Origin of the sequence: Rhodobium orientis, from assembly GCF_003258835.1 — a bacterium.
Lineage (GTDB): Bacteria > Pseudomonadota > Alphaproteobacteria > Rhizobiales > Rhodobiaceae > Rhodobium > Rhodobium orientis.
In genome coordinates this window covers 1-23,597 of sequence record NZ_NPEV01000050.1, presented here as the reverse complement: position 1 = coordinate 23,597, position 23,597 = coordinate 1, and the positions used below count along the sequence as shown (strand labels likewise).

General features: G+C 66.1%; 23 protein-coding genes and 2 tRNA genes. 14 read left to right on the top strand and 11 right to left on the bottom strand.

Features of this window, described 5'->3' with window-relative positions:
- Window positions 1-38 precede the first annotated feature (38 nt).
- On the bottom strand, window positions 39-404 hold the full coding sequence (locus CH339_RS18800) for a RidA family protein (protein ID WP_111435916.1): 366 nt from the start codon (window positions 402-404) through the stop codon (window positions 39-41).
- 190 nt (window positions 405-594) lie between these two features.
- Between CH339_RS18800 and CH339_RS18795 the strand changes: the two genes are divergently transcribed.
- The 5 genes from CH339_RS18795 to CH339_RS18775 all read left to right on the top strand — a co-directional run bounded on the left by CH339_RS18795 (window position 595) and on the right by CH339_RS18775 (window position 5,477).
- The gene (locus CH339_RS18795) at window positions 595-1,473 is read left to right on the top strand and encodes a MurR/RpiR family transcriptional regulator (protein ID WP_111435915.1); all 879 of its coding nucleotides are present in this window, start codon (window positions 595-597) and stop codon (window positions 1,471-1,473) included.
- Between the two features lie 12 nt (window positions 1,474-1,485).
- Window positions 1,486-2,547 carry a D-TA family PLP-dependent enzyme gene (locus CH339_RS18790; RefSeq protein WP_111435914.1) on the top strand — a complete coding sequence of 354 codons (1,062 nt, stop codon included), beginning with the start codon at window positions 1,486-1,488 and terminating at the stop codon, window positions 2,545-2,547.
- Between the two features lie 23 nt (window positions 2,548-2,570).
- Window positions 2,571-3,074 (top strand): TRAP transporter small permease, encoded by a 504-nt coding sequence (locus CH339_RS18785; RefSeq protein ID WP_111435913.1) that lies wholly within the window; start codon window positions 2,571-2,573, stop codon window positions 3,072-3,074.
- Window positions 3,075-3,079: 5 nt separating this feature from the next.
- Window positions 3,080-4,360: a TRAP transporter large permease gene (locus CH339_RS18780; RefSeq protein ID WP_111435912.1), complete on the top strand. Its 1,281-nt coding sequence runs from the start codon at window positions 3,080-3,082 to the stop codon at window positions 4,358-4,360.
- Between the two features lie 73 nt (window positions 4,361-4,433).
- On the top strand, window positions 4,434-5,477 hold the full coding sequence (locus CH339_RS18775; protein WP_111435911.1) for a TRAP transporter substrate-binding protein: 1,044 nt from the start codon (window positions 4,434-4,436) through the stop codon (window positions 5,475-5,477).
- A 147-nt stretch (window positions 5,478-5,624) separates the two neighbouring features.
- Here the strand turns inward: CH339_RS18775 and CH339_RS18770 are convergent.
- Window positions 5,625-5,699 (bottom strand) — tRNA-Gln (locus tag CH339_RS18770).
- A gap of 193 nt (window positions 5,700-5,892) precedes the next feature.
- Here CH339_RS18770 and CH339_RS18765 point away from each other — a divergent pair.
- From CH339_RS18765 to CH339_RS18755, 3 genes are all read left to right on the top strand, one after another.
- Window positions 5,893-5,969 (top strand) — tRNA-Pro (locus CH339_RS18765).
- Between the two features lie 137 nt (window positions 5,970-6,106).
- Window positions 6,107-7,375 (top strand): glycerate kinase type-2 family protein, encoded by a 1,269-nt coding sequence (locus CH339_RS18760; RefSeq protein WP_111435910.1) that lies wholly within the window; start codon window positions 6,107-6,109, stop codon window positions 7,373-7,375.
- A 91-nt stretch (window positions 7,376-7,466) separates the two neighbouring features.
- Window positions 7,467-8,348, top strand: coding sequence for a DMT family transporter (locus CH339_RS18755; RefSeq protein WP_111435909.1), 882 nt, complete (start codon window positions 7,467-7,469; stop codon window positions 8,346-8,348).
- On the opposite strand, the gene CH339_RS18750 is transcribed toward CH339_RS18755, so the two are convergent.
- The gene (locus CH339_RS18750) at window positions 8,341-9,264 is read right to left on the bottom strand and encodes a DMT family transporter (protein ID WP_111435908.1); all 924 of its coding nucleotides are present in this window, start codon (window positions 9,262-9,264) and stop codon (window positions 8,341-8,343) included. The genes CH339_RS18755 and CH339_RS18750 overlap by 8 nt on opposite strands.
- Before the next feature lie 211 nt (window positions 9,265-9,475).
- Here CH339_RS18750 and CH339_RS18745 point away from each other — a divergent pair, with 211 nt between their 5' ends.
- Entirely contained in the window at window positions 9,476-9,685 is a 210-nt protein-coding gene (locus tag CH339_RS18745) for a hypothetical protein (protein ID WP_146610242.1), read from the top strand.
- Window positions 9,686-9,689: 4 nt separating this feature from the next.
- On the opposite strand, the gene CH339_RS18740 is transcribed toward CH339_RS18745, so the two are convergent.
- Window positions 9,690-10,664 carry an NAD(P)H-dependent flavin oxidoreductase gene (locus CH339_RS18740; RefSeq protein WP_111435906.1) on the bottom strand — a complete coding sequence of 325 codons (975 nt, stop codon included), beginning with the start codon at window positions 10,662-10,664 and terminating at the stop codon, window positions 9,690-9,692.
- 144 nt (window positions 10,665-10,808) lie between these two features.
- Here CH339_RS18740 and CH339_RS18735 point away from each other — a divergent pair, with 144 nt between their 5' ends.
- Window positions 10,809-11,504 carry a DUF938 domain-containing protein gene (locus CH339_RS18735; protein ID WP_245408172.1) on the top strand — a complete coding sequence of 232 codons (696 nt, stop codon included), beginning with the start codon at window positions 10,809-10,811 and terminating at the stop codon, window positions 11,502-11,504.
- Between the two features lie 19 nt (window positions 11,505-11,523).
- A complete protein-coding gene (locus CH339_RS18730; protein ID WP_111435905.1) occupies window positions 11,524-12,408 on the top strand; it encodes an NAD(P)-dependent oxidoreductase in 885 nt (294 codons plus the stop codon).
- A gap of 6 nt (window positions 12,409-12,414) precedes the next feature.
- Here CH339_RS18730 and CH339_RS18725 read toward each other — a convergent pair whose 3' ends face one another.
- Window positions 12,415-13,911: a putative bifunctional diguanylate cyclase/phosphodiesterase gene (locus tag CH339_RS18725; RefSeq protein ID WP_170138580.1), complete on the bottom strand. Its 1,497-nt coding sequence runs from the start codon at window positions 13,909-13,911 to the stop codon at window positions 12,415-12,417.
- Between the two features lie 520 nt (window positions 13,912-14,431).
- On the opposite strand from CH339_RS18725, the gene CH339_RS18720 reads away from it, so the two are divergent.
- Window positions 14,432-14,989 carry a helix-turn-helix domain-containing protein gene (locus CH339_RS18720; RefSeq protein ID WP_244668893.1) on the top strand — a complete coding sequence of 186 codons (558 nt, stop codon included), beginning with the start codon at window positions 14,432-14,434 and terminating at the stop codon, window positions 14,987-14,989.
- An 11-nt stretch (window positions 14,990-15,000) separates the two neighbouring features.
- Window positions 15,001-17,448 carry a GcvT family protein gene (locus CH339_RS18715; protein WP_111435902.1) on the top strand — a complete coding sequence of 816 codons (2,448 nt, stop codon included), beginning with the start codon at window positions 15,001-15,003 and terminating at the stop codon, window positions 17,446-17,448.
- 130 nt (window positions 17,449-17,578) lie between these two features.
- Here the strand turns inward: CH339_RS18715 and msrB are convergent, their stop codons facing one another.
- The 6 genes from msrB to CH339_RS18685 form a co-directional block, all read right to left on the bottom strand.
- The gene (gene msrB / locus CH339_RS18710; protein WP_111435901.1) at window positions 17,579-18,076 is read right to left on the bottom strand and encodes a peptide-methionine (R)-S-oxide reductase MsrB; all 498 of its coding nucleotides are present in this window, start codon (window positions 18,074-18,076) and stop codon (window positions 17,579-17,581) included.
- Window positions 18,077-18,236: 160 nt separating this feature from the next.
- Complete coding sequence (locus tag CH339_RS18705) at window positions 18,237-18,797, bottom strand: fasciclin domain-containing protein (RefSeq protein ID WP_111435900.1); 561 nt, start codon at window positions 18,795-18,797, stop codon at window positions 18,237-18,239.
- 114 nt (window positions 18,798-18,911) lie between these two features.
- Window positions 18,912-19,610 (bottom strand): anti-sigma factor, encoded by a 699-nt coding sequence (locus CH339_RS18700; RefSeq protein WP_111435899.1) that lies wholly within the window; start codon window positions 19,608-19,610, stop codon window positions 18,912-18,914.
- Window positions 19,607-20,149 carry a sigma-70 family RNA polymerase sigma factor gene (locus CH339_RS18695; RefSeq protein ID WP_111435934.1) on the bottom strand — a complete coding sequence of 181 codons (543 nt, stop codon included), beginning with the start codon at window positions 20,147-20,149 and terminating at the stop codon, window positions 19,607-19,609. The genes CH339_RS18700 and CH339_RS18695 overlap by 4 nt, the downstream gene beginning before the upstream one ends.
- 122 nt (window positions 20,150-20,271) lie before the next feature.
- Window positions 20,272-21,501, bottom strand: a complete 1,230-nt coding sequence (locus CH339_RS18690; protein ID WP_111435898.1) for a GNAT family N-acetyltransferase — start codon at window positions 21,499-21,501, stop codon at window positions 20,272-20,274.
- Window positions 21,502-21,648: 147 nt separating this feature from the next.
- Window positions 21,649-23,016, bottom strand: coding sequence for a TIGR03808 family TAT-translocated repetitive protein (locus tag CH339_RS18685; protein WP_111435897.1), 1,368 nt, complete (start codon window positions 23,014-23,016; stop codon window positions 21,649-21,651).
- 229 nt (window positions 23,017-23,245) lie between these two features.
- Here CH339_RS18685 and CH339_RS18680 point away from each other — a divergent pair, with 229 nt between their 5' ends.
- Window positions 23,246-23,533, top strand: coding sequence for a hypothetical protein (locus tag CH339_RS18680; protein WP_111435933.1), 288 nt, complete (start codon window positions 23,246-23,248; stop codon window positions 23,531-23,533).
- Window positions 23,534-23,597 lie beyond the last annotated feature (64 nt).

Below are 23,597 nucleotides of genomic sequence, written 5' to 3'. Positions count from 1 at the left end.
TTGATGGTTGATGCCCCTTGTGGCGCGGCCGGTGCCGGCTATTCGGGCTTATAGGCGACGGCTTCCACCTCGATCTTGATCTCGGCCATCAGGCGCGATTCCACCGTGGTGCGGGCCGGCGGCTCGCTCGGGAAGTAGCTGCCATAGACCTTGTTGAAGGCGGCGAAGTTGCGCGCGTCCTCCAGCCAGACGGTGGTCTTGACGACGTCGGAAAGCTCCGCGCCGGCAAGCGCCAGCGCCGCCTTGACGTTTTCCATCACCTGCTTCGTCTGCGCCTCGATGCCGCCGGCAACGATGCTGCCGTCGGAATCGGCCGGGACCTGGCCGGATACGAAGACGAAGTCGCCGGCGCGGACGGCGGGCGAGAGCGGCACGGCCGCGTTTCCGAAGACTTTTTTGGGCATTTCGGGGGGCTCCAAGTGAGGGGAAGTGGTGCGACAAATGAACGTAAGTTTCTTTCATTTTTGATGCAAGAGCGAAAAAGGCGCGTGTTTCTGTGAAACGTCAACAAAAATTCATGTTGTTTTTTTTCATTTTTTCCGCCAAGCTTTTTTGCGGAACCAGGCGCTATGGCAAAAAAGTCGGGGCAGCAGCGTGACCACGGGCGACATCGTCAATCGATTGCGGATATGTGCCGCCGATGGCAGCAAGGCCGAAAAGCGCCTGGCCGAGATCATCCTCGCCGACATCTCCTACGCCTCGAAGGCCCCGATCGCGGACCTTGCCCTGCGCGCCGGGGTCAGCGAGCCGACGGTGACCCGCTTCTGCCGTGCGCTCGGCTGCGAGGGCGTGCGCGACTTCAAGTTCCAGCTCGCCCAGGTGCTGGCGATCGGCGGGCTCTACCTGTTTCCCGAGCCCTTGGTGCGCGACGAGCGCGATGCCCGCGTCCTCGACGCCGTCAGCGACGGCGCGACGGCAGCCATGCAGCGCGTGCGTGACGTCATCGACATGAGCGTCGTCAACGCGGTGGCGGAGATGGCCGTCAACGCCAAGCATATCTGCGCCTACGGGTCGGGCGGGGTGTCCTCCATGGGTGCGGTGGAGATGCAGAACCGGCTGTTCCGGCTGGGGCTGCCCATCGTCGGCCACACCGACGGGCAGATGCAGCGCATGTCGGCAGCGGTCTGCGACAAGCACTCGCTCATCTTTGCGATTTCCGCCTCGGGCCAGGCCAATTCGGTGATCGAATCCGTTGGCATCGCCCGGCAATACGGCGCGCGCACGGTCGCCATCACCAGTCCCGATTCGGATCTGGCGAAGGAGGCGGATGTCGCCTTGCCCTTCATCATCGCCCCGGACACGCAGCTCTTCAAGCCGACCTCCGGCCGCTACGCGCTGCTGTTCATCATTGACCTGATCGCCATGACGACCGCCGAACTGATCGGTCCGAGCGTGCTGGAGGGTCTGCGCCGCATCCGCATCAGCCTGTCCGGCCTCAACATGAGCGATCCCGGCCGGCCCGTGGGCGACTAGGAGATATCTGACGTGACACTGGACGATATCGAAACGCCGGCTGTCCTGATCTACCGCGACCGCGTGGAGGAAAATCTGCGCCGGGCGCAGGACTATGCCGATGCGCACGGCCTGACGCTTCGGCCGCACATCAAGACCCACAAGCTGCCCAGCCTCGCCGCGCGCCAGGTCGAGCTCGGCGCTTGCGGCATCACCTGCCAGAAGCTGGGTGAGGCCGAGGTCATGGCCGATGCGGGCCTCACCGACATCCTCCTCACCTTCAACATCCTCGGCGCCGCCAAGCTGAAGCGCCTGAAGGCGCTGAACGAGCGCATCGCGCTCGCCGTCGTCGCCGACAGCGCCGAGACCATCGCCGGCTATGCCGGGACCCTCGCCGGCGCGGCAAAGCCGCTCACGGTGCTCGTCGAATGCGACACCGGCATGGGCCGCTGCGGCGTCCAGAGCGCCGAGGAAGCGATGACGCTCGCCCGCCGGATCGACGCGGCCGAGGGCCTCAGTTTCGGCGGGCTGATGACCTATCCGCCGGCCGGAAGGCCGCGCGAGGCCGCGGACTGGCTGGCGAACGCCCAACGCCTTCTGGAGGACGCCGACCTCGATGTGCCGACGGTCACCAGCGGCGGCACGCCCGACATCTGGCAGGCCCACGAGGCGGCCGCCGTGATCACCGAATACCGGCCCGGCACCTACGTCTACATGGACCGCTCCCTCATCGCGCGCGGCGTCTGCGACGTTGACGCCTGCGCCTTGCGGGTTCTGGCCACCGTCGTCTCGGCGCCGACGGCGGAGCGGGTCGTCCTCGATGCCGGCTCCAAGACGCTGTCGAGCGACACGCTCGGCCTCGACGGCTTCGGTTACCTGCCCGCCTACCCGGAAGCGCGGATCGCCTCCCTCAGCGAGGAGCACGGCGTCGTCGACGTTGCGGCCTGTGCGGTGCGGCCGGCGATCGGCGAGCGCCTCGAGGTCATTCCCAATCACGCCTGCGTGGTCACCAACCTGTTCGACGCCGTCCATCTCGTCGCCGGCGACGGCTCCGTGGAACGGGTCCCCGTGGCCGCCCGCGGGCGCGTCGACTGACCGGAAGGACCAGAGGGAACCCAATGATCAGACAAGCGGCAGCCAAGCTCAGCGACTGGCTCAACCGAGGCGTGGAGGTCGTTCTCATCGCCCTGATGGCGGCCCTCGTCCTCGACGTGTGGATCGGGGTGATCGATCGCTACTACTTCCACTGGCAGTTCAACTGGCCGGAGCCGCTCGCCCGCTACCTGATGATCTGGACGGTGATGCTGGCGATCTCCACCGGCATCGTGCGCCGCGAACATATCGGCCTGACCATGTTCACCGACCTGATGCCGGAGACGGTGCGGCGCGGCGTGCTGATGCTCTCCGATTTCATCACCCTGATGCTCTTTCTCTACCTGTTCTGGTTCGGCGTCGGCTTCGCCCAGTCCGGCCAGACGCGTCAGGCGATGATCTTCGGCATGACGCTCGCGCCGGCCTATACGGCGATCCCGGCGGCGGCCGGACTGGCCGCGATCCAGATGGTTCTGGTCATGGTGCGCGACCTCGGCCGCTATCACCTTGAAGAAAACATGGAGGCCTGACGCCAATGATCGTGGCAATCGCCTTCGGCCTCCTGCTCATCATCGGCACGCCGATCGGCTTTTCGATCGGCATCGCCGGTCTCGTCGGCATCGTCCAGATGGGTGGCCCGCAGTTCCTCGCCATGGGGCCGAGCCGGATGTTCAACAGCCTGGACATCTTCCCGTTCCTGGCGATGCCCTTCTTCATCCTCGCCGGCGAGATCATGAACCATGTCGGCATCACCCAGCAGCTCATGCGGTTCGCCCATGTGCTGGTCGGCCATTTCCGCGGCGGCCTGGCCCACGCCAACATGGTCGCCTCGGTCCTGTTCGCCGGCCTGACGGGGGCGGCGACGGCGGATGCCGCCGCCTTCGGCAAGACGCTGGTGCCGGAAATGGTGCGCCAGGGCTACCGGCGCGACTATGCCTGCGCGGTCACCGCCGCCGGCTCAATCATCGGCCCGACCATCCCGCCCTCCGGGATCATGGTCGTCTATGGCTCGCTGATGGGCGTGTCGATCGGCGGTCTTTTCGCCGCCGGCATCCTGCCGGGGCTCCTCATCTGCGCCGTCTGCATGGCGGTGATCGCGCTCGGCGCCAGGCGCAACGGGCTGCCGGAGCCGGAGCGCCGGGCGACCTTCGGCGAACTCATGGGCGCATTCTTCCGTTCGATCGCCGCCCTCATCATGCCGCTGATCATTCTCGGCGGCATCCTCGGCGGCGTGGTGACGCCGACCGAGGCGGCCTCCGTCGCGGTCGCCTATGCGCTCGCCCTCGGCGTCTTCGTCTACCGCAACATCACCTTCAAGGTGCTGTGCCGGTTGCTGCTGCGCACCGCCGTCGTCAGCGGCGTCATCTTCGTCATCATCGGCTTTGCCTCGACGCTCGGCTGGTGGATGAGCTTCAACCGCGTGCCCCAGGCCATCGCCGAGGCCATGCTCGCGATCTCGGAGAACCGCTACGTCCTCATTCTCCTGATCATCGGCCTGTTGATGCTGATCGGGACCATCATGGATGTCACGGCGATCCTGATCATCCTGGCGCCCGTGCTCCTGCAGATCGCCCTGCAGATCGGCCTGGAGCCGATCCACGCCGGCATCATCTTCATCATCGCGCTCAACATCTCGCTGATGACGCCGCCGGTCGGCGCCTGCCTGTTCGTGCTGTCGTCCGTGACCGGCGAGAAGCTGGAGCGCATCGCGATGAAGCTGTGGCCGTTCCTGGTCGCAGAGATCGCCGTCCTCGTCCTGTTCGCCTTCTGGGAAGACATGGCGCTGCTGATACCGCGTTGGCTGGGCTTCGCTTAGCGCGGACATCCATAAGAAGCCAGATCACCAAGGGTCCGCCAAGGGCCATCAAACAGAGAATGGAGTTGTGTAAATGAAGAAGTTCATCGCGAGCGGCCTGGCCGCCGCATTGATGCTCGGGGCCGCGGCGACGGCCGGCGCCGAGACGCTCAAGCTGGCGCACGACAACAAGGGCGGCGATCCGTTCGACAATCCCGGCCATGCCTGCGCGCAGGTGTTCTCCAGCATCGTCACCAGCGACACCAATGGCGGCATCTCGGTAGAGGTCTACCCGGCCAATCAGCTCGGCTCCCTCACCGAGCAGGTACAGATGGTGCGCAGCGACGTGATCCAGGCGACCATCGCCTCCACCGGTGCGATCGCGTCCTACTATCCCAAGATCGACATCCTCAACATGCCGTTCGCCTTCACCGACAACGCCGCGACCTACGAGGTCTTCGACGGCGCTTTCGGCAAGGCGCTGAAGAAGGATATCGAGACCGAACTCGGCGACGTGGTCGTCCTCGGCTATCCCGACACCGGCGGGTTCTTCGCCGTCACCAACTCCAAGAAACCGATCAAGGACCTGGCGGACTTCAAGGGCATCCGCCTGCGGACCATGACCGTGCCGGCGCACCAGGTCATCATCAACGCGCTCGGCGCCGAGGCCTATCCGCTGGCCTGGGGCGAGGTCTATTCCGCCATGCAGACCGGCGTGATCGACGGCCAGATGAACCCGGTGCCGATCATCTCCTTCGCCAATTTCGGCGAGGTGCAGGACTACATGACGCTCACCAACCACCTGTTCTCGCCCTACATCCTGATGGTCTCCAAGACCTTCTGGGACAAGCTGGACGACCACAACAAGGACATCCTGCGCTACGCCGCGCAGTCCTGCGTCGCCGCCTCGCGCGGCCTGTCGCGCATCATCGAGGCGTCCGACCGCGGCGTCGCCGGCCTCAACGCCTCGCTGGAGATCACCGCCCTGACGCCGGAGCAGCGCGCCGAGATGCGCACCGTGACCCAGCCGGCCTTCGAACAGCACATCGAGAAGACCTTCGGCGACAAGGCCGACGCGCTTCTCGGCCTCTTCAAGGAGGAAGTCACGAAGGCCAACGAGTCGGGCTACCTGGAATAGCAGCGCCCGCCGGCCGACCGCGAGCCGACTGGCGAAAACTGGAAGCCCGGCGGTGGTCCTCACCGCCGGGTTTTTTTGTCCGGGGGGCTCGGCAGGGCATTCGGTCTGGCCGGAGACGAGGAGGCTACTGAACGATGAGGAAAAAGCTGGCTGGGGCGGCAGGATTCGAACCTGCGAATGGCGGCACCAAAAGCCGCTGCCTTACCACTTGGCCACGCCCCAACGGATCGCGCTATCGCGATTGCCGGAGCGCCTCTCATAGCGATTTCCGGCACGCCCTGCAACATGGGCCGGGCCCCGCGCGCCGGCAAGCTTTGGCGGTCATTCTGACGCGTTTGTGACGGGTATTGCGGATGCCGGTCATTCGCCCTTGCGGGGCCGCATTTCGATCGCTATAAGACGGCTCCGCAGGCATCGGAGTGTAGCGCAGCCTGGTAGCGCACCTCGTTCGGGACGAGGGGGTCGCAGGTTCAAATCCTGCCACTCCGACCATTTCTCCCCAAAATCAGTCCCTTTAAATCACCGGTTTCAATCGCCGGTCGCTCGCGCGCGACTTTCGCTCGGCGCCGCTTGACGGCACCGGTCCGGCGCGCGAAACAGGTCCTGTATCGATGTTGGGGGACAAGGCGATGACCGCGCCGCAAGACGACAGGGCTTTTCTGACAGGACTGTTCGAGGCGGCCGTTGCCGCTGCCGACCCGTTCCGGGTGCTGGCGCGTCACCTGCCTAAGCCGCCGAAGGGCCGTACCGTCGTCATCGGCGCCGGCAAGGGCTCGGCCCAGATGGCAAAGGCGCTGGAAGAGGTCTGGGACGGCCCGCTCTCCGGTCTCGTCGTCACCCGCTACGGCTTCGGCGCGCCCTGCACGTCCATCGAGATCGTCGAGGCCGCCCATCCGGTGCCGGACGAGGCCGGCCTTGCCGGCGCCGCGCGCCTGCTTGAGACCGTCTCGGGCCTCACTGCCGACGACCTCGTCATCGCGCTGATCAGCGGCGGCGGCTCCGCCCTCCTGCCGGCCCCGCCCGACGGCCTCGCGCTTGCCGACGAGATCGCCATCAACCAGGCCCTGCTGCGTTCCGGTGCGCCGATCTCGGCCATGAACGCCATTCGCAAGCAGTTCTCGCGCATCAAGGGCGGCCGGCTGGCGGCCGCCGCGGCGCCGGCACGTGTCGCGACGCTCATCGTCTCCGACATTCCGGGCGACGTCGCCTCGCTGGTCGCCTCGGGCCCGACCATCCCCGATGACCTGTCGCGCACCGATGCCATCCAGGCGATCGAGGAATTCGGCATCAGCCTGCCGCCGAGGGCCCTCGACTTCCTGCGCTCCGGCGAGGAGACGGCGCCGCAGCGGGGCGATCCGCGCTTTGCCGCAAACACCCAGGCGATCATCGCCTCCTCGGCGATCTCGCTGGAGGCCGCCGCCGTCAAGGCCCAGCGGGTCGGCATGGAGGCGGTGATCCTGTCCGATGCGATCGAGGGCGAGGCGCGCGAGGCCGGCCGCTTCCACGCCGCGCTCGCCCGCGAGGTGGCCGTGAAGGACCGGCCGTTCAGGAAGCCCGTCGTGATCCTCTCCGGTGGCGAGACCTCGGTGACGATCGCCGGCGGCGGCAAGGGCGGCCGCAACACGGAGTTCCTGCTGTCCTTTGCCCGCGTCGTCGACGGCCTTGAGGGCATTTCTGCGCTCGCCGCCGACACCGACGGCATCGACGGCTCGGAGGACAATGCCGGCGCCTTTGCCGACGGCGGCACGGCCTCGCGCATGCGCACCCGCGGCCTCGATCCGGTCCGCCTGCTCCTCGATAACGACGCCTGGTCCGCCTTCAACGGCATCGGCGACCTCTTCGTGCCCGGTCCGACCGGCACCAACGTCAACGATTTCCGGGCCATCCTCGTGCGGTAACGGCCGCCCGCCAACGATTTCACCCGTCTATTGCGTCCGGCGCCCGCGCCTGCCGCCGTCGCCGACCGCACGGCTTTTTCGGAACACCGTCATGACCGCTGCCTCCCGCCCGTTCGCGGCCGCCCTGTGGATGCTTGGTGCCATCGCCTCCTTTTCGGCGATGGCCGTCGCCGGCCGGGAAATCGCCGCCGAGCTCGATACCTTCGAGCTGATGGCCTACCGCTCGGTGATCGGCCTTGCCATCGTCGTCGCGGTGATCGCCGTCGCCGGACGGTTCGGCGAGGTCAAAACGCAGCGCGCCGGGCTCCATCTCCTGCGCAACATCTTCCACTTCTCGGCCCAGAACCTGTGGTTCTTCGGCATCGCCACCATTCCGCTCGCCCAACTCGTGGCGCTGGAATTCACCAACCCGATCTGGGTCGCCGTGCTCGCGCCCTTCATCCTCTTGGAGCCGTTGACGCGCTGGCGCGTGCTGGCCGCCGTCTGCGGCTTTTTCGGCGTTCTCATCATTGCCCGGCCGGGCGTGGTGCCGCTGGAATGGGGCCATGCGGCGGGCCTTGCCTGCGCCCTCGGCTTTGCCCTCAACACCATGCTGACCAAGCGCCTGTCGCGCACCGATTCCACGCTCTGCATCCTGTTCTGGATGACGGCGAGCCAGAGCGTGATGGGGTTCGCCTGCGCGCTGCCAGGCGGCATGACCATGTTCTCCGCCGGCCTTGCGCCGTGGGTCGTCGTCGTCGGCATCTGCGGGCTCTCCGCCCACTATTGCCTGACCATGGCGCTCTCCTGTGCACCGGCCTCCGTCGTCGCGCCGATCGAGTTCGCCCGCCTGCCGGTGATCGCCATCCTCGGGCTCCTCGTCTACGGCGAGCCGCTGGAGGTCTGGGTGTTCGTCGGCGGTGCCGTCATCGTCGCCGGCAACCTCGTCAACGTCTTTGCCGAGCAGCGCCGGGCGCGCCCCGCGGCTAGCTGAGGTCGTTCTCTGCCGAAATGCGGCTGCGCCGGGCGAGCGTCAGCTCCCGGTGGGCGATGTAGACGTTGGCCGCGACGATGATGATCCCGCCGAGCCAGATCGCGCCCTTCGGCCACTCGTCGAAGACGAGCCAGGCGGCGAGCACCGCCAGCGGCAGGCGCAGGAAGCTGATGCCGGCAACGAAGCTTGCTTCCGCCGTCTTGAACGCCCGCGTCATGCACTGGTGGGTGAGGGTGGTGGTGATGCCGATGGCGATCAGCAGCAGCCATTCCGCACCGGTCGGCGTCTGCCAGTTGGCGACGGCGAACGGCGTCACCAGCGGCATCACGAAGAGGCTGGTGTAGAAGATGATGACGTTCGGATGGTCGCTCTGGGCGAGTTGCCGGATCATCACGCTGCCGGCCGCCATGGTCATCGCCGCGGCCAGCGGCAGCGCGTGGTAGGGCGTGACCGTGGAAAAGCCCGGCTGCAGGATGATGAGCACGCCGACGATGCCGACAGTCACGGCGGAAAGCCGGTGGAACCGCACGCGCTCGCCGATGAACAGGGCGGCAAGGATCGTCGTGAAGACCGGCGCCGTGAAATTGAGCGCCACCGCCTCGCCGGTCGGCAGGTGGGCGAGCGCCCCGAACCACATCGACATGGTGAAGAACGCGAAGACGGCGCGCAGCATCAGGAGCTTCGGGCGATGCGGCACGACGCCGAGCGGCCGCGGCCAGCAGAGGAACGGCGCCATCAGGATGACGGCGATGAAATTGCGGAAAAAGACGATGACGAAGGTGTTGAGCGTCTGACCGGCGATGCGGATCAGCACGGCGCTGACGGCGAGCGTGACGGCGGCGCCGGCCATCCACAGGGTGGCGCGAACGGCAGGAGAGGAAAGGGGGCCGGCCTCGGCCGGAACGGGGGATGTCATTGACACTTTGTAGGGCCATGTCGGGCTCAAGGAAATGCCGGATGTGCACCTGCACAAGAGGGCGTCCGATCCGGCGGCGGTATTGGAATGCCGTCGGTTGCACGCGGGACGCGAATCGCAAGTAATGGCGCCGTTGGCCGCAAGCTTTCACCGTTCGTTAACCATTTTTAACGTCAACTGGGGACGGTCAATTTGGGGAATGAGGGCGATCATGGCCAACGGCAACCTCTACCGCGAAATCCTCCTGGAAATGTATCGCGACTATCCGGCTCGCACGCTGCCGATCTGGGTTCGCGACGGTCTGGTCGAGGAAGGCTTCGCCGAGGAAACCGCGCGCGGCGCGGTTCTCCTGACCGCCGACGGCGAGGCGCTGTCGCAGAAGATCGCGGAAGCCGAGGCCGAAAAGGCCCAAAGGCACTAAGCGCTCACGGCCCGGCGCAGAGCCGCGCCCGCGCTGCCGCGTATTCCGCCTTCATCCGGGCGACGATCTCGCCCGCCGGAGCGATTTCCCTGACGGCGCCGATGCCCTGTCCGGCACCCCAGATCGTCTTCCACGCCTTCGGCTTGTCGCCGCCCGCCGCTTCGCGGCTGGCGAAGTCCATGGTCGACACATCGCCGTCCGGCAGGTCGTCCGGATCGAAGCCGGCGTTTATCACCGATGGCTTCAGATAGTTGCCGTGCACCCCTGAAAAATAGTTCGAATAGACGATGTCCGGTGAGGCGCCGTCGACGATCATCTGCTTGTAGGCGGGATCGGTCTCGGCTTCCTCAGAGGCAATGAAGGCCGAGCCGATATAGGCAAGGTCGGCGCCCATCGCTTGCGCCGCGAGCACCGCGCCGCCGGTGGCGATCGCGCCGGACAGGAGCAGCGGTCCGTCGAACCAGGCGCGGATCTCCTGGATCAGGGCAAAGGGCGAGGTGGTGCCGGCATGGCCGCCGGCGCCGGCGGCGACCGCGATCAGCCCGTCGGCGCCCTTTTCGATGGCCTTCCTGGCGAACCGGTCGTTGATGACGTCGTGCAGCACGATGCCGCCATAGGAATGGACCGCCTCGGTGACCTCCTCGCGGGCGCCGAGCGAGGTGATGACGATCGGCACCCGGTGCGTCACGCAAACCTCGAGGTCGTGCATCAGCCGGTCGTTGGAGCGGTGGACGATCTGGTTGACCGCGAAGGGCGCGGCGGGGGCGTCCGGATGGGCCTGGTTGTGCGCATCGAGTGCCTCGGAAATCTCCTTCAGCCAGTCGGAAAGCAGCTCCTTGGGCCGGGCGTTGAGCGCGGGAAAGGAGCCGACGATGCCGGCCCGGCACTGGGCGATCACCAGCTTCGGTCGGGCGATCAGGAACATCGGTGCGCCGACGGCGGGAAGGGCAAGACCTTGGAGGATTGGGGGCAGGGCCATCGGGTACTCACAGCGGCGTTGAAAGGAGGTAGGTCCGGAGACGGGCGCCGACTATAGCCGGCAAAGGCGAAATCCTTGAAGACCTCGCGCGCAATTCCGGCAAGGTTTGCTATGGTTGGGCCAGACGACCGCAAACGCGGCACAATGGAGGGGACCGACGAAATGCCGGAATGGACGCGGCGCTTCGATCAACGCGCCGGCGAGCACGCCCACGATTCGCGGCTCGATGCTGCCGCCTTTCACCGCAACCGCGATCCGATTCTCGCCATTGCGCGAAAGGTGCTGACGCTCGGCGAGCCCGGCCACGCCCTGGAAATTGCCAGCGGCACCGGCCAGCATGCGGTTGCCTTTGCCGAGACCTTTCCCGATCTCGTGTGGTGGCCGACGGATGCCGAGCCCGCCCATGTGGAGAGCATCGAAGCCTGGCGGCGTCACGCCGGCCTTCCCAACATCATGCCGGCACGCGTCCTCGATGCGTCGGCGCGGGACTGGACGTTCGAGGGCGACGACCAGCCGCCGCTCGGTAATCTCTCCGCGATCCTTGCCATCAACATCACCCACATCGCGCCGTTTGCCGTGACCCTCGGTATCCTGTCGGCCGCGGGACGCTACCTGAAGCCGGGCGGGGCGCTGCTCTTCTACGGCCCCTTCACCCGCGGCGGCGCCCACACCGCCGACAGCAATCAGCGCTTCGATGCCTCGCTGAAGGCCCAGGATCCCTCCTGGGGCGTGCGCGATATCGCCGAGATCGAAGCGCCGGCAGCGCGCGATGGCCTGTTCCTTGCCGCCATCCACGAAATGCCGGCCAACAACTTCATTCTGGAATTCGACCGGCCCTGATTGCAAAAGGAGAGGGGCGATGGAGATCGCGCGGATCGCTTTTCTCGGCACCGGCATCATGGGCGCGCCGATGGCCCGCAATATTGCTGCTGCCGGATTCGATGTCGCGGTCTGGAACCGGACCGGCGGCAAGGCCGAGGCGCTCGCCGACGTGGTGCGGGTGGCGACAGGCGTTGCCGATGCGGTTGCGGACGCCGATGCGGTTATCACCATGGTCGCCGACGGCGGCGCTGTAACGGATCTCTATTTCGGCACGGGCGGCGCGGCGGAAGCGGCCCGGCGGGGAGCGCTCTTTATCGACATGTCGTCGATCGCACCGGAAATCGCCCGCGACCACGCCGCGCGGCTCGGCGAAGCGGGCCACGCCCATATCGATGCGCCGGTCTCCGGTGGCGAGGCCGGCGCAATCGCGGCCTCGCTGGTCATCATGGCGGGCGCCGAGGAGGCGGATTTCGCCCGCGCCAGGCCGTTGTTCGAAAGCATGGGCCGGCCGACCTTTGTGGGCGGCCACGGCGCCGGCCAGGCGGCCAAGCTCGTCAACCAGGCGATCGTCGGGGTCACCATCGGTGCGGTCTCGGAAGGATTATTGCTCGCCGAAAAGACCGGCTGCGACCCGGTCGCCGTGCGCGAGACGCTGATGGGCGGGTTCGCCACCTCGCGCATCCTGGAACTGCACGGCCAGCGCATGCTGGACCGCAACTGGACGCCCGGCGGCGCGGTGCGCATGCAGCTCAAGGATCTGGAAAACGCCGTCGCCGCGGCCGAGGCGGCGGGCCTGACCCTGCCGCTGACGGAGGCGGCGCGCACGGCCTATCGCGAGCTTGCGACAAGGCCGGGCGGCGCGGAGCTCGACCACAGCGCCTATCTCGTCTGGCTTGAGGAGCGGAACGGTCTCTTCCGGTGACGCGTCTTACGCCCGCCGGCTCGCCAGCAGGGGCCTCGCGCTGGCGTCCTGCAGCAGGCGGTGGAAGTCCGCGGCCGGAAGCGCCTTGCCGAACAGGAAGCCCTGGCCGACATTGCAGCCGATCTTCTTCAGCCGCGCGTATTGCGGCTGCGTCTCGATGCCTTCCGCCGTCACCGAAAGCCCGAGGGTCCGGCTCAGCGAGACGATCGCCTTGACGACGCTCATGCTTCGCGCGTCGTCAAGGCAGCGGCCGACGAAGCTGTGATCGATCTTGACCCGGTCGATCGACAGGTTGGCCAGGCGCGACAGGCTCGAATAGCCGGTGCCGAAATCGTCGAGCGCGATGCGGATGCCGAGCTGCCGCAACTGGTCGATGACGGCGAGCGTCGTCGCCTCGTTGTGAACGAAGACGCTTTCGGTGATTTCCAGTTCCAGCCGCGTGGGCGCAACGCCGGTCTCGTTGAGGATGGCGAGGATCTTGAGGGCGAGCGAGGGATCTTCGAACTGCACGGCCGAAAGGTTGAACGACAGGAAGATCGGCGCATCCCACGAGATGACGTCGCGGCAGGCCTGCCTGAGGAGATCGAAGGACAGCCCGTCGATGACGCCCATGGATTCCGCAAGCGGAATGAACTCGCCCGGCGGCACGAAGGAGCCGTCGTCCCGCTCCCACCGTGCCAAAGCCTCGCAGCCGATAACGTGTCCGTCGGAAAGATCGATCAGCGGCTGGTAGTGCGGCCGGATCTGGCCGCGCCGCATGGCATCGGCGAGCGCCTTCTCGCCCTCCTCCGTGCGGTGCAGGTCCGTCAGGAAGGACGAATTGAAGACGATCGCACCGTCGCCGAGCGTCGTTTTCGCCCGGTACATGGCGATATCGGCCAGCCGGACCAGGTCCTCCACCTGGTCGGTGTGGCAGGGATAGCCGGCAATGCCGATCGCGGTGCCGACCCGGTAAGGGTGGCCGTCGATATAGGCCGGCACGGCAAACGCCTTCAGGACCGCATCGGCGACCTCGGCCGCCTGGTCGCGGTTCTTGCCGGGCAGGAGTGCCATGAATTCGTCGCCGCCATAGCGGGCGACCGTGCCGTTCGGGATCGTCTCGACCAGCCGTTCCGCGACAGTCTCCAGCAGCCGGTCGCCGACGTCGTGGCCGCGCAGGTCGTTGATGCGCTTGAAGCCGTTGAGGTCGATGAGCAGGAGAGCGAAGGACCGCTGGTTCGGCGGCTCGCTCAGCTCGCGAAACCGCTCTTCCAGGAAGCGCCGGTTGGGCAGCCCGGTCAGCGCATCGTGTTGCGCCGACCATCTGGCGTCGGCCTCCGCCCTCATCCGGCGCCCATATTCGTATCTGAGGTCCGCGAGCCGCCGTGCCGAATAGATGAAACCGGCCAGGCCAAGCGCGATGAGCGCGACGACGAGTTCGTCGAGTTCCCAGGACTCGTGACTTTCGATGAACCCCACGATGGACTCGAAGATATCGAGGCGATGGCCGACCCGCCAAAGCACGACCGCACCCACGCCCAGGACAAGGGCGTCCGTGACTGCTCGCTGTTTCAGTGCTTTGGTTCCACGTGGCATTGCTGAAGACTCGACCCAATTCGGTTGGGCATCTTAGGGAGTATTAGTTACATGATAGTTATCTGTTTCTGGTTTACATCTAATACTCGACGCAATTTATTCGCCGAATTCGTGTGTTTTCTACGATGTAAATCGATAAAATTGTATATGTCCCGGTGCGGGCGCCGTAGTTACGGGTGGTTGTAGGCGTTAAACATGCCCTTCACAGGTCGAGGACCTTCCACGAGGCGGCGTTTTGCTGTCCCGCGGACATGCCATCCGCCGTCATACAAAATGCGTATAATGTAAGATACGGATTGAAATTTGATTTCAGAAAAAGTAGAAATGAAAATATTTTCATTTTATTCAACTTCGGAGTAAGATTTTGGGCAGGTCCTCCAGAACGGAAGGAACGGCTTCCGACCCCCCACGTGCCGGACATTCCGGCGTCGGTGCGGATATCCGCCTGTTGCGCAAGAGCCGGAAGGTGCCGCTGACCGAGCTTGCCGCGGAACTGAAACGCTCCGTCGGCTGGCTCAGCCAGGTCGAACGCGGCCTTGGCAGCGCCTCCATCGCCGATCTCAGGATCATTTCGCGGTTCTTCTCCGTGCCGATCAGCTTTTTCTTCCGCAACGAAGACGCTCCGGCCGAAGAGCGCGGCCTGATCGTCCGTGTCGGCGCCCGCCAGCAGCTCGGCACCAGCGAGACCGGCCTCACCGAGGAATTGCTGTCGCCGGACCTGTCCGGGGATTTCGAGATGCTGCGCTCGGTCTTTGCGCCGGGCACCGAAAGCGGTCCCCTGCCGGCCCGCCCGACCAATGACGGCGGCGTCGTCGTCTCCGGAGAACTGGAACTGAGCATTGGCGAGCGGACATTCCGGCTCGGCGAGGGCGACAGCTTCCAGTTCCGCGACCGCCCGACCCGCTGGCGCAACCCCGGCAAACGGGAGACCGTCATCTTCTGGGTCTGCTCACCGCCGGTCTATTGCCGCTTGAGGCGTTGCCACCCCAGCCTGCCATCCCCTTGAAGGAGTCCACCATGGCCGACCTGCCGACCAAGGCCCGCGCCGTCATCATCGGGGGCGGCGTCTCCGGCTGCTCGATCGCCTATCACCTGGCAAAGCTCGGTTGGCAGGACGTGGTGCTGCTGGAAAGGAAGAAGCTCACCTCGGGCACGACCTGGCACGCCGCCGGCCTGATCGGCCAGCTCCGCGCCTCGCCCAACCTGACCCGGCTCGCCAAATACTCCGCCGACCTCTATGAGCGCCTGGAGGAGGAGACCGGGATCGCCACCGGCATGCGCCGCAACGGCTCGATCACGGTCGCGCTGACCGACGAGCGCCGCGAGGAACTGCTGCGCCAGGCGGCCTTCGCCCGCGCCTTCGGCGTCGAGGCCGACGAGATATCGCCCGAACGCCTTGCCGAGCTCTACCCGTACCTCAACGCCGAGGGCGTCACCGCGGCGATCCACCTTCCCGGCGACGGCCAGTGCGACCCGGCGAATGTGGCGATGGCATTGGCGAAAGGCGCGCGCAACAGGGGCGTGAAGGTCTTTGAGGACGTCGCGGTCGCCGAAGTCCTCAGCAATGGCATGCGCGTCACCGGCGTGATCTGCGAGACGAACGGCGAACCGCACCGCATCGAGACGGACGTCGTCGTCAATTGCGCGGGCATGTGGGCGCGCGAGCTTGCCGCCCGCTCCGGCGTCACCCTGCCGCTCCACGCCTGCGAGCACTTTTATCTGGTCACCGAGTCCATCGACGGCCTGCCGGCGCTGCCGGTGCTGCGGGTGCCGGACGAGCACGCCTACTACAAGGAGGACGCCGGCAAGATGCTGGTCGGCGCGTTCGAGCCGGTCGCCAAGCCCTGGGGCATGGACGGCATTCCGGCCGATTTCTGCTTCGACCAGTTGCCCGAGGACTTCGACCATTTCGAGCCGATCCTCGACAAGGCCGTTTCCCGCCTGCCGATGCTCGCCGAGGCCGGCATCCACACCTTCTTCAACGGCCCGGAGAGCTTCACGCCGGACGACCGCTACTATCTCGGCGAGGCGCCCGAGCTTGCCGGTTACTGGATCGCCGCCGGCTACAACTCCATCGGCATCGCCTCCTCCGGCGGCGCCGGCATGGCGCTGGCGCACTGGATCGACGACGGCGCGCCGCCCTTCGATCTGTGGGACGTCGACATCCGCCGCGCCCAGCCGTTCCAGGCCAATCGCGCTTATCTGAAGGCGCGTGTGACCGAGACCCTCGGCCTTCTCTTTGCCGACCACTTCCCCTATCGCCAGCCGGCGACCGCGCGGGGCCTGCGCCGCTCGCCGCTGCACGAACACCTGAAGGCGCGCGGGGGCGCATTCGGCGAAATGGCCGGCTGGGAGCGCGCCAACTGGTTCGCGGACGAAGGCGAGGCGCCGGAGTACCGCTACTCCTGGAAGCGCCAGAACTGGTTCGACAACAGCGCCCGCGAGCACATGGCCGTCCGCACTGCCGCCGGCCTTTTCGACATGACCTCATTCGGCAAGATCCGGGTGGAGGGCAGGGACGCCTGCCGCTTCCTCGATCGGCTCTGCGCGGGCATCGTCGACGTGGAACCGGGCCGCATCGTCTACACCCAGATGCTGAACCCGCGCGGCGGCATCGAATGCGACCTCACCGTTACAAGGCTTTCAGAAACCGCCTTCCTACTCATCGTGCCCGGCGCCACGCTTCGGCGCGACCTCGCCTGGCTGCGTCGACATCTGGACGACGACGCCCATGTGGTGATCACCGACATGACGTCATCCGAGGCCGTGTTGGCGCTAATGGGGCCGAACGCGCGCAAGATCATGGCGGCCGTGTCGCCGGACGATTTCTCCAACGACGCTCATCCCTTCGGCACCATGCGCGAGATTGAGATCGGCATGGCGATGGCCCGCGTGCACCGCATCACCTATGTCGGCGAACTCGGCTGGGAGATCTATGTCTCGAGCGACCAGGCGGCGCACGTCTTTGAGGTGCTGGAGGAGGCGGGAAGCGCGCATGGCCTGAAACTCTGCGGCATGCATGCGCTCGACAGTTGCCGGCTGGAAAAGGCGTTCCGCCATTTCGGCTACGACATCACCGACGAGGACCATGTGCTGGAAGCCGGCCTCGGCTTTGCCGTGAAGACCGACAAGGGCGATTTCATCGGCCGTGACGCCGTGCTGAAAAAGCGGGAGGAGGGTCTGTCGCGCCGGCTGGTGCAGTTCCGCCTCACCGATCCCGAGCCGCTGCTCTATCACAATGAACCGATCCTTCGCGACGGAGCGGTCGCCGGTCACCTGACCTCAGGCGCCTACGGCCACCACCTCGGCGCCGCCATCTGCCTCGGTTACGTTCCGTGCAAGGGCGAAAGCGCGACGGAAGTGCTGGCCTCGTCCTACGAGATCGACGTCGCCGGCACCCGCGTTGCGGCCGAAGCGTCGTTGCGGCCGCTTTACGATCCGAAGATGGAGCGGGTGAAGGTGTAGACGGTGCCCAAAGACTGGATTGCTTCGCTCCGCTCGCAATGACGGATTCTTCTATAAAATCAGCGTCATTGCGAGGAGGCCGACAGGCCGACGCGGCAATCCAGTGGCCATTCGCTCGGCTGATTCGGCTCTACGCCGCCTCGAAGTCCAGTGCGACACCATTAATGCAGTGGCGCTTGCCGGTCGGCGGCGGGCCATCGTTGAAGATGTGGCCGAGATGGCCACCGCAGCGCCGGCAATGGACCTCGGTGCGGGTGACGAACAGGGAGTTGTCCTCTTTGGTCCCGACCGCGCCGTCGAGGGCCTGATAGAAGCTCGGCCAGCCGGTGCCGCTGTCGAATTTGGTCTTGGAGGCATAGAGCGGCAGCGCGCAGCCGGCGCAGACATAGGTGCCCTCGCGCTTTTCCTTGAGAAGGTCGCTGGTGTAGGCCCGCTCGGTGTCTTCCTCGCGAAGGACGGCGAACTCCGCCTCGGTCAGCTCAGTACGCCATTGCTCCGGCGTCTTGGTGATCTCGAACGCGCCCTCGACGCTGTTCTCATCGGCAAAGGAGCCGCCGAGATAGGCGAAACTGCCGGCCGCTGCTGCGACCACGGCGCCGCCGGCAATGAGAAACTCGCGGCGTTTCATGGCAAATACCTCCGTTGAATGTCGTTGGCCTTAAATAGGGTGCTTCGCCCCGATGTTGAAACGCCGAAGCGCCTCAACACTGACGCACGTTTAAGTGAGATCGATCGTTTCAGGGAGCCGCGGCCCCGCGCAATCCGGGCGGGGCCGCAGTCCATGCCGATTACGAGGCCGGCAGCAGCACGTGGTCGATGACGTGGATGACGCCGTTCGACTGTTCCACGTCGGCAATCGTCACGGTGGCGACGTTGCCCTGGCCGTCCTTGATCATGATCTTGCCGTCCTTGGTCATGGCGGTGAACTCGCAGCCGCCGACGGTCTTGACCGGATGCATGCCGCCATCGTCGGCGACCATCTTCTTGATGGCGCCCGACATGGCGTCCGCCGCGACCACATGGCAGGTCAGGATCTTGGTGAGCTGGTCCTTGTTCTCAGGCTTCAGCAGCGTCTCGACGGTGCCGTCCGGCAGCATCTCGAAGGCCTCATCGGTCGGCGCAAAGACGGTGAACGGGCCTTTGCCCTGCAGCGTCTCCACCAGACCGGCGGCCTTGACGGCGGCGACCAGCGTCTCGTGGTCCTTGGAGTTGACCGCGTTCTCCACGATGTTCTTGTTCGCGTACATCGGCGCGCCGCCGACCATCGGGTTCTCGGCAAGCGCGGCACCGGCGGTGAGCGAAAGTGCCAGACCGGCGGCGGCGAAAATCGAGGTGGTCCTGGAAGTCATGTAGTGGCTCCTTGGTTTGACGTCCTCGTTCGTGGGACAGGCCAAGCAACGGAGCGCTTTTCAAAAAAGTTTCGGAAAAAGGCGGAAAAAACGGAAGGGATCGATCACGCCCGATCAGATCGGCGTGATCGGCCCGGTGGCAACGACCGGCCCCGTGGGCGCGCCGGTGGGCGAGCCGCCGGCCGGTTCGTCGCTGACGGCGAGCGTTGCGCCGGCAAGCCGCCCGGCAAGCTCGCCGGGGATTTTGAGCCGGCCGGCCGGATCGCGCGGAACCAAGCCGAGCGAGACCGGCGCGTTGTCGCCCTCTATCAGCCACAGCTCGAAATCGTGCCCGCCTTCGGGCGCTCCGGTTGTGCGGTGCAGGCGCAGGACGCCTTCCTCGCCGTCATAGAGCGCGACGAGGTGGAAGGCCTTGTCCTCGGCGGTCAGTTCGGAAACGTAGGTCGGCCCGGCCTCTTGCGGCCCGGGCCGGGTGAGGAACAGCGCTGCGACGACGACCAGCGCGGCCAGCGAGGCGACGCTGAGGCCCTGCCAGAAGAGGAGGGCGCTTCGAGAAATCCCGGGCTTTTGCGCCGGCGCGCCGAACAGCCGGTCTTCGATCCGCGAAAGGGTCTCGGGCGGCGGGGCAACGGGCACTGCCTCCTCGGCGATCGGGGCGAACCGCTCCTCCCAGGCGCGCAGCTCGGCCTGAAGCTCCGGCTCGTCCTGGAGCCGGCGGGAAAGGGCGGCGCGCTCGTCGGCCGGCAGAACGCCGAGCGCGTATTCGGCAATCGCCGCGTCGTCCTTCCGCCGTTTGTCGTCGCCAGCACTCATCGTTCCAGGCAGTCCCTAAGTTTCATCAGGCTGCGCCTGAGCCGCGTCCGCATGGTGTTGAGCGGCACCTCCTGGCGTTCCGCCAGTTCCCGGTAGCTGTCGCCGTCGAGATAGGCGCCGCGCACGGCCTCCGCCGCAGCATTGTCCAGTTCGTCGAGGCAGACCTCGATCGCCCGCCGGGTCGAGCGGCGTTCCGACACCTGTTCCGGGTTCGGTCCGTCGTCGGCCGCGTCCGGAACGTCGTCGATATCGACCGCCTCCGGCTTTGCCGCCCGGAGGATGTCGATGACGTGGTTCCGGGCGACCGCGACCAGCCAGGAAATCGGGCTGTAGCCGGACGGGGCGTATTTCGAAGCGTTGGACCAGATCTTGACATAGACCTCCTGCAGCGCGTCTTCGGCCCGGGCCTTGTCTTTCAGCAAACGGAGGCAGACGCCGAAAAGTTTCGCCGAGGTGTGCACGTAGAGCAGGCGAAAGGCCTCCCGGTCGCCGAGTGCGGTCCGCGAAAGCAGCTCCTCGATGTTTTCGGCCTGGGGCAAATGATCTCCGGTGCCGCCTCGGTCCGGGTTCTTCGGCAAACCCGTTGCTGAGGCGGAGCCTAGTCCGCCGGCAACGCACCGATCAAGCAACTAAGATGACGAATTCCGCTTGGGGAAAGGCGCTAGGACTGCGCGCTGACCGGCGCCTTGGTGGTCGGCGGTTCCGGATCGATGTCGCTGCGCACCCGGCCGACCGAGGAAAAGCCGAGCCGGTGGACGGCGCGGTTGAAGGCGAAGGTCGCCGCCGTCAGGCGCTCCGAGGCCTTGACCCGCCGCTTGGCGATGCTCTTGGCGGTGTGCAGCGCCGCTGGCAGCCAGCCGCTTGCGGTCATCGCATGCGATGTCTGCATCATCTCTACATGGATGTCGCACACATCCAGCTTGTAGGACTCGTCGCCGAGCGAGAAGTCGAAGATTTCCAGCCGCTCCTCGATCGCCGCCTTCATCACCTTGTGGATCAGGATACGGCCCGGCGAATAGCGCGCGCACGGTCCCGGCCCGTAGGCGAGCTGGAAGATGGAGATCGTCTTGCCGTCGACGAGGCCGATCGCCGCCGCGACCATCTTGCCGCCGACGTCCATGGCGTAGATGCGGGCGAATTCCGGCGCGCTGGTCAGCACATGGGCAAGGAACATGTCGCTGGTGGTGTCGTCGAACGGATTGAAGGCGCCGCGCTCCAGGATCTGGGCGACCTTCCAGTCGAGCAGTTCGGCGACCCCGCCATGGATATCCGTGGCGCCGGAGAGCTTTCGAAAGACGATCTCGCCGCAGCGCTTGATGCGCTTTTCCTTGTCGCGCAGGCGTCGCCGCGACTTGGTGCTGTGCATGCGCGCGTAAAAGCTCTCCCAGTCGCCGCCGATCCGCAGCGCATAGGCCTTGGAGGTGAAGCGGCGCGCGTCATAGCGCGCAAAGGGATTGTCGAAGTCGCCGAGCTTCAGCGGCTGGCGTTCCAGGAGCAGATAGTCGGCGCCGCCGGCGATCTCCGAAACGGTCCGCCAGATCGTCGCGACGTCGGCCTCGGTGAGCGTCTCGGCAAGCTCCGGCGCGATCAGCGGCATGGCATAGTCGCACCAGTCGCCGGCGAGCCAGGTGAGGCGCCTGGCGCCCAGTTCCCGGTCGACGGCGAGCGGCAGCAGGATTCGCGGTGTCTCGCCGTCGAAGCCGACGACGATCAGCGGCTCGGTGCCGTCGCGCCGCCCAAAAGTCTCCATCCAGCTATTGATCCACTCGAAGCGCTGGTAGGGCGTGCGGATCGCGCGCTTCTGGAACTCGCACCAGAGCGCGGCGCAGTCGGCGAGCGAATGGTACGCCGTCCAGTTCAATGTGGTACGGGCAAGCGTCGTCTGGTGCATCGTCCACGGATCCTGGCGCAGGCGGGCGCGCCGACGGTTGAAGGTGGACCTTTATACGGTGGCTGCCGTGAAAGCCCGGTTAATTTGCCGCAATTTTCGGCATTGGCGGTAACGGGCGATTGACCCTCGTGCCGCGGCACGGCGGTCTCAGCGGGCGATGTTGTTGGCGACGGTGAGGCCGGCAAAGGCGTCGCCGCCGTCGTCGACGAGGTCGTCGCTCGCCCGCTCCGCCCAGCGGAAGCCGACGACGGCGCCGTCGGCGGTCCCTTCCAGGATGTTGTTGGCAACGACCGCCGGGCCGACGCCGTCGACGACGGAAACGGCAATGCCGACCTTGGCGTTGCGCACGATGTTGCCGCTGGCGGTGACGTTTCGCATATGCGGCCCCCAGCCGAGGGCAAGGCCGTAGAGCGGCACGTTCTCAACGACGTTGTTGGCAATTGTGGTGTCGCCTTCTGCGGCGATGCCGGTGCCGAAGCCCGGCGGCTCGGAGGTGTAGGGGCCGAGGGTGGTCATGTTGCGCACGAGGTTTCCGGAGACGGTGGCGAGCCGGCCGCCCTCGCGGAAATTGACGACGGAGATGCCGTTGGCGCCGCCGTCGACGATGTTGTCGGAAATGATGGCGCCCTCAAAGGCGAATTCCGAATAGATCGCCGTCTCACCCGATTTCAGGCAGCTATTGGCGGTGATCTGGACGTTCGAGCCGGCATTGGAGCGGATGGCGGAGAACGCGCAATTCGTCACCCGGTTGTTGGCGACCATCACGTTGTGGGCGCGAAAGACATTGATGCCGTTGCCGTTCTGGCCGGTGCCGCCGTCCCGGGCGTAGATCTCTTCGACCCGGTTGCCGGTGACGAGCGTGCCGTCGTCGCCCTCGGTCCAGCGATGGATAAGGATGCCGCCATTGGCGCAGTTGCTGACCACATTGTCCCGGATCGCAAGGCCCTTGGCCTCCATGGTCTGGATGGCGGCCTGGCCGGCGCCGGAGACCGTAGAGCGCTCGATGCGCCCGCCGCAGCGGTGCAGCGAAATGCCGTTCATGGCGCTGCCGGAGATCGAGCAATTGGCGATCGTCACCCGCTCCACGTCGATGAAATGGACGAGGCCCGGGGCGTAGTCCTCAAGCAGCCGGTTGGATCCGTCGATGACGATGCCTTCCAGCGACAGCCGTTCGGCCTTTTCGCCGAGGAGGAAATGGCCGCCGCCCTGGTAGACGAGTTGCGTCTCGTCGGGAATGCCGACGATCTGCGCGCCGTCCGGCAGCGTGAGGTTGGAGACCTGGTAGCGCCCCGGCGGGATGAACAGCGGCCGGTGCTCCCGCGTCGCCTGGTCGATGGCCATCTGCAGGATGCGGCTCTGGTCGTCGACGGCACCGGGCCGTGCGCCGAAATGGGACGCATCGAGGGAGCCGCGCAGCTCCGCAAGCTCGATCTTGGCCTCAGCCGGGGCGGCGGGGGCAAGGGCTGCGGCGGCAAATCCGCCGCCGGCGGTCAGAAACGATCTGCGGTCGAGCATTTGGGGTCCTGCGTCGGGTGCCGGTTTGGCCAAAACCAGCAAGCCCCGTGCCGCGGCCCGCGTGTCGTTTTGAAACGCAAAGGTAAACCCCGCGATTTCGTGAGCCGGCGCAAGGCTTCGGCGTCGATAAGCCGCAGAAACCCGCCGGTTTTATTTGCTCTGCCGCATCGAAATGCGCGTCTTCGCACCCCATATGAGGAAAAAGGCAAGAAGAAAGGTGGAGGGAGTGATGATCTCGCTGGAAGACTGCATCGCCCTCAGCGGTCTCGACGAAGACGAGATCCTGGCGATTGCCGAACACGAACACATCCCGGAAATCGCCGCCGCCGCCCTCGGCAACTATCTGATGCACGAGCACCGCGGGGTGGAGGTGGTGCGCAACATGATCGCCGACGACATCCGCGACGCGCTGGCCCGCGGCGACGACCGCCACGCCTGGCACCTGGTCATGGCGCTGCGCCATTTCCTCAGCGAGAACGCGGTGGTGCTGGAGGACCCTTTGCTGTCGGGGCGGTAGGGATGGGTGCTTGAGAGGGGGCCCGGCAACAATTTCGTCATCGCGAGGAGGCCGCAAGGCCGAC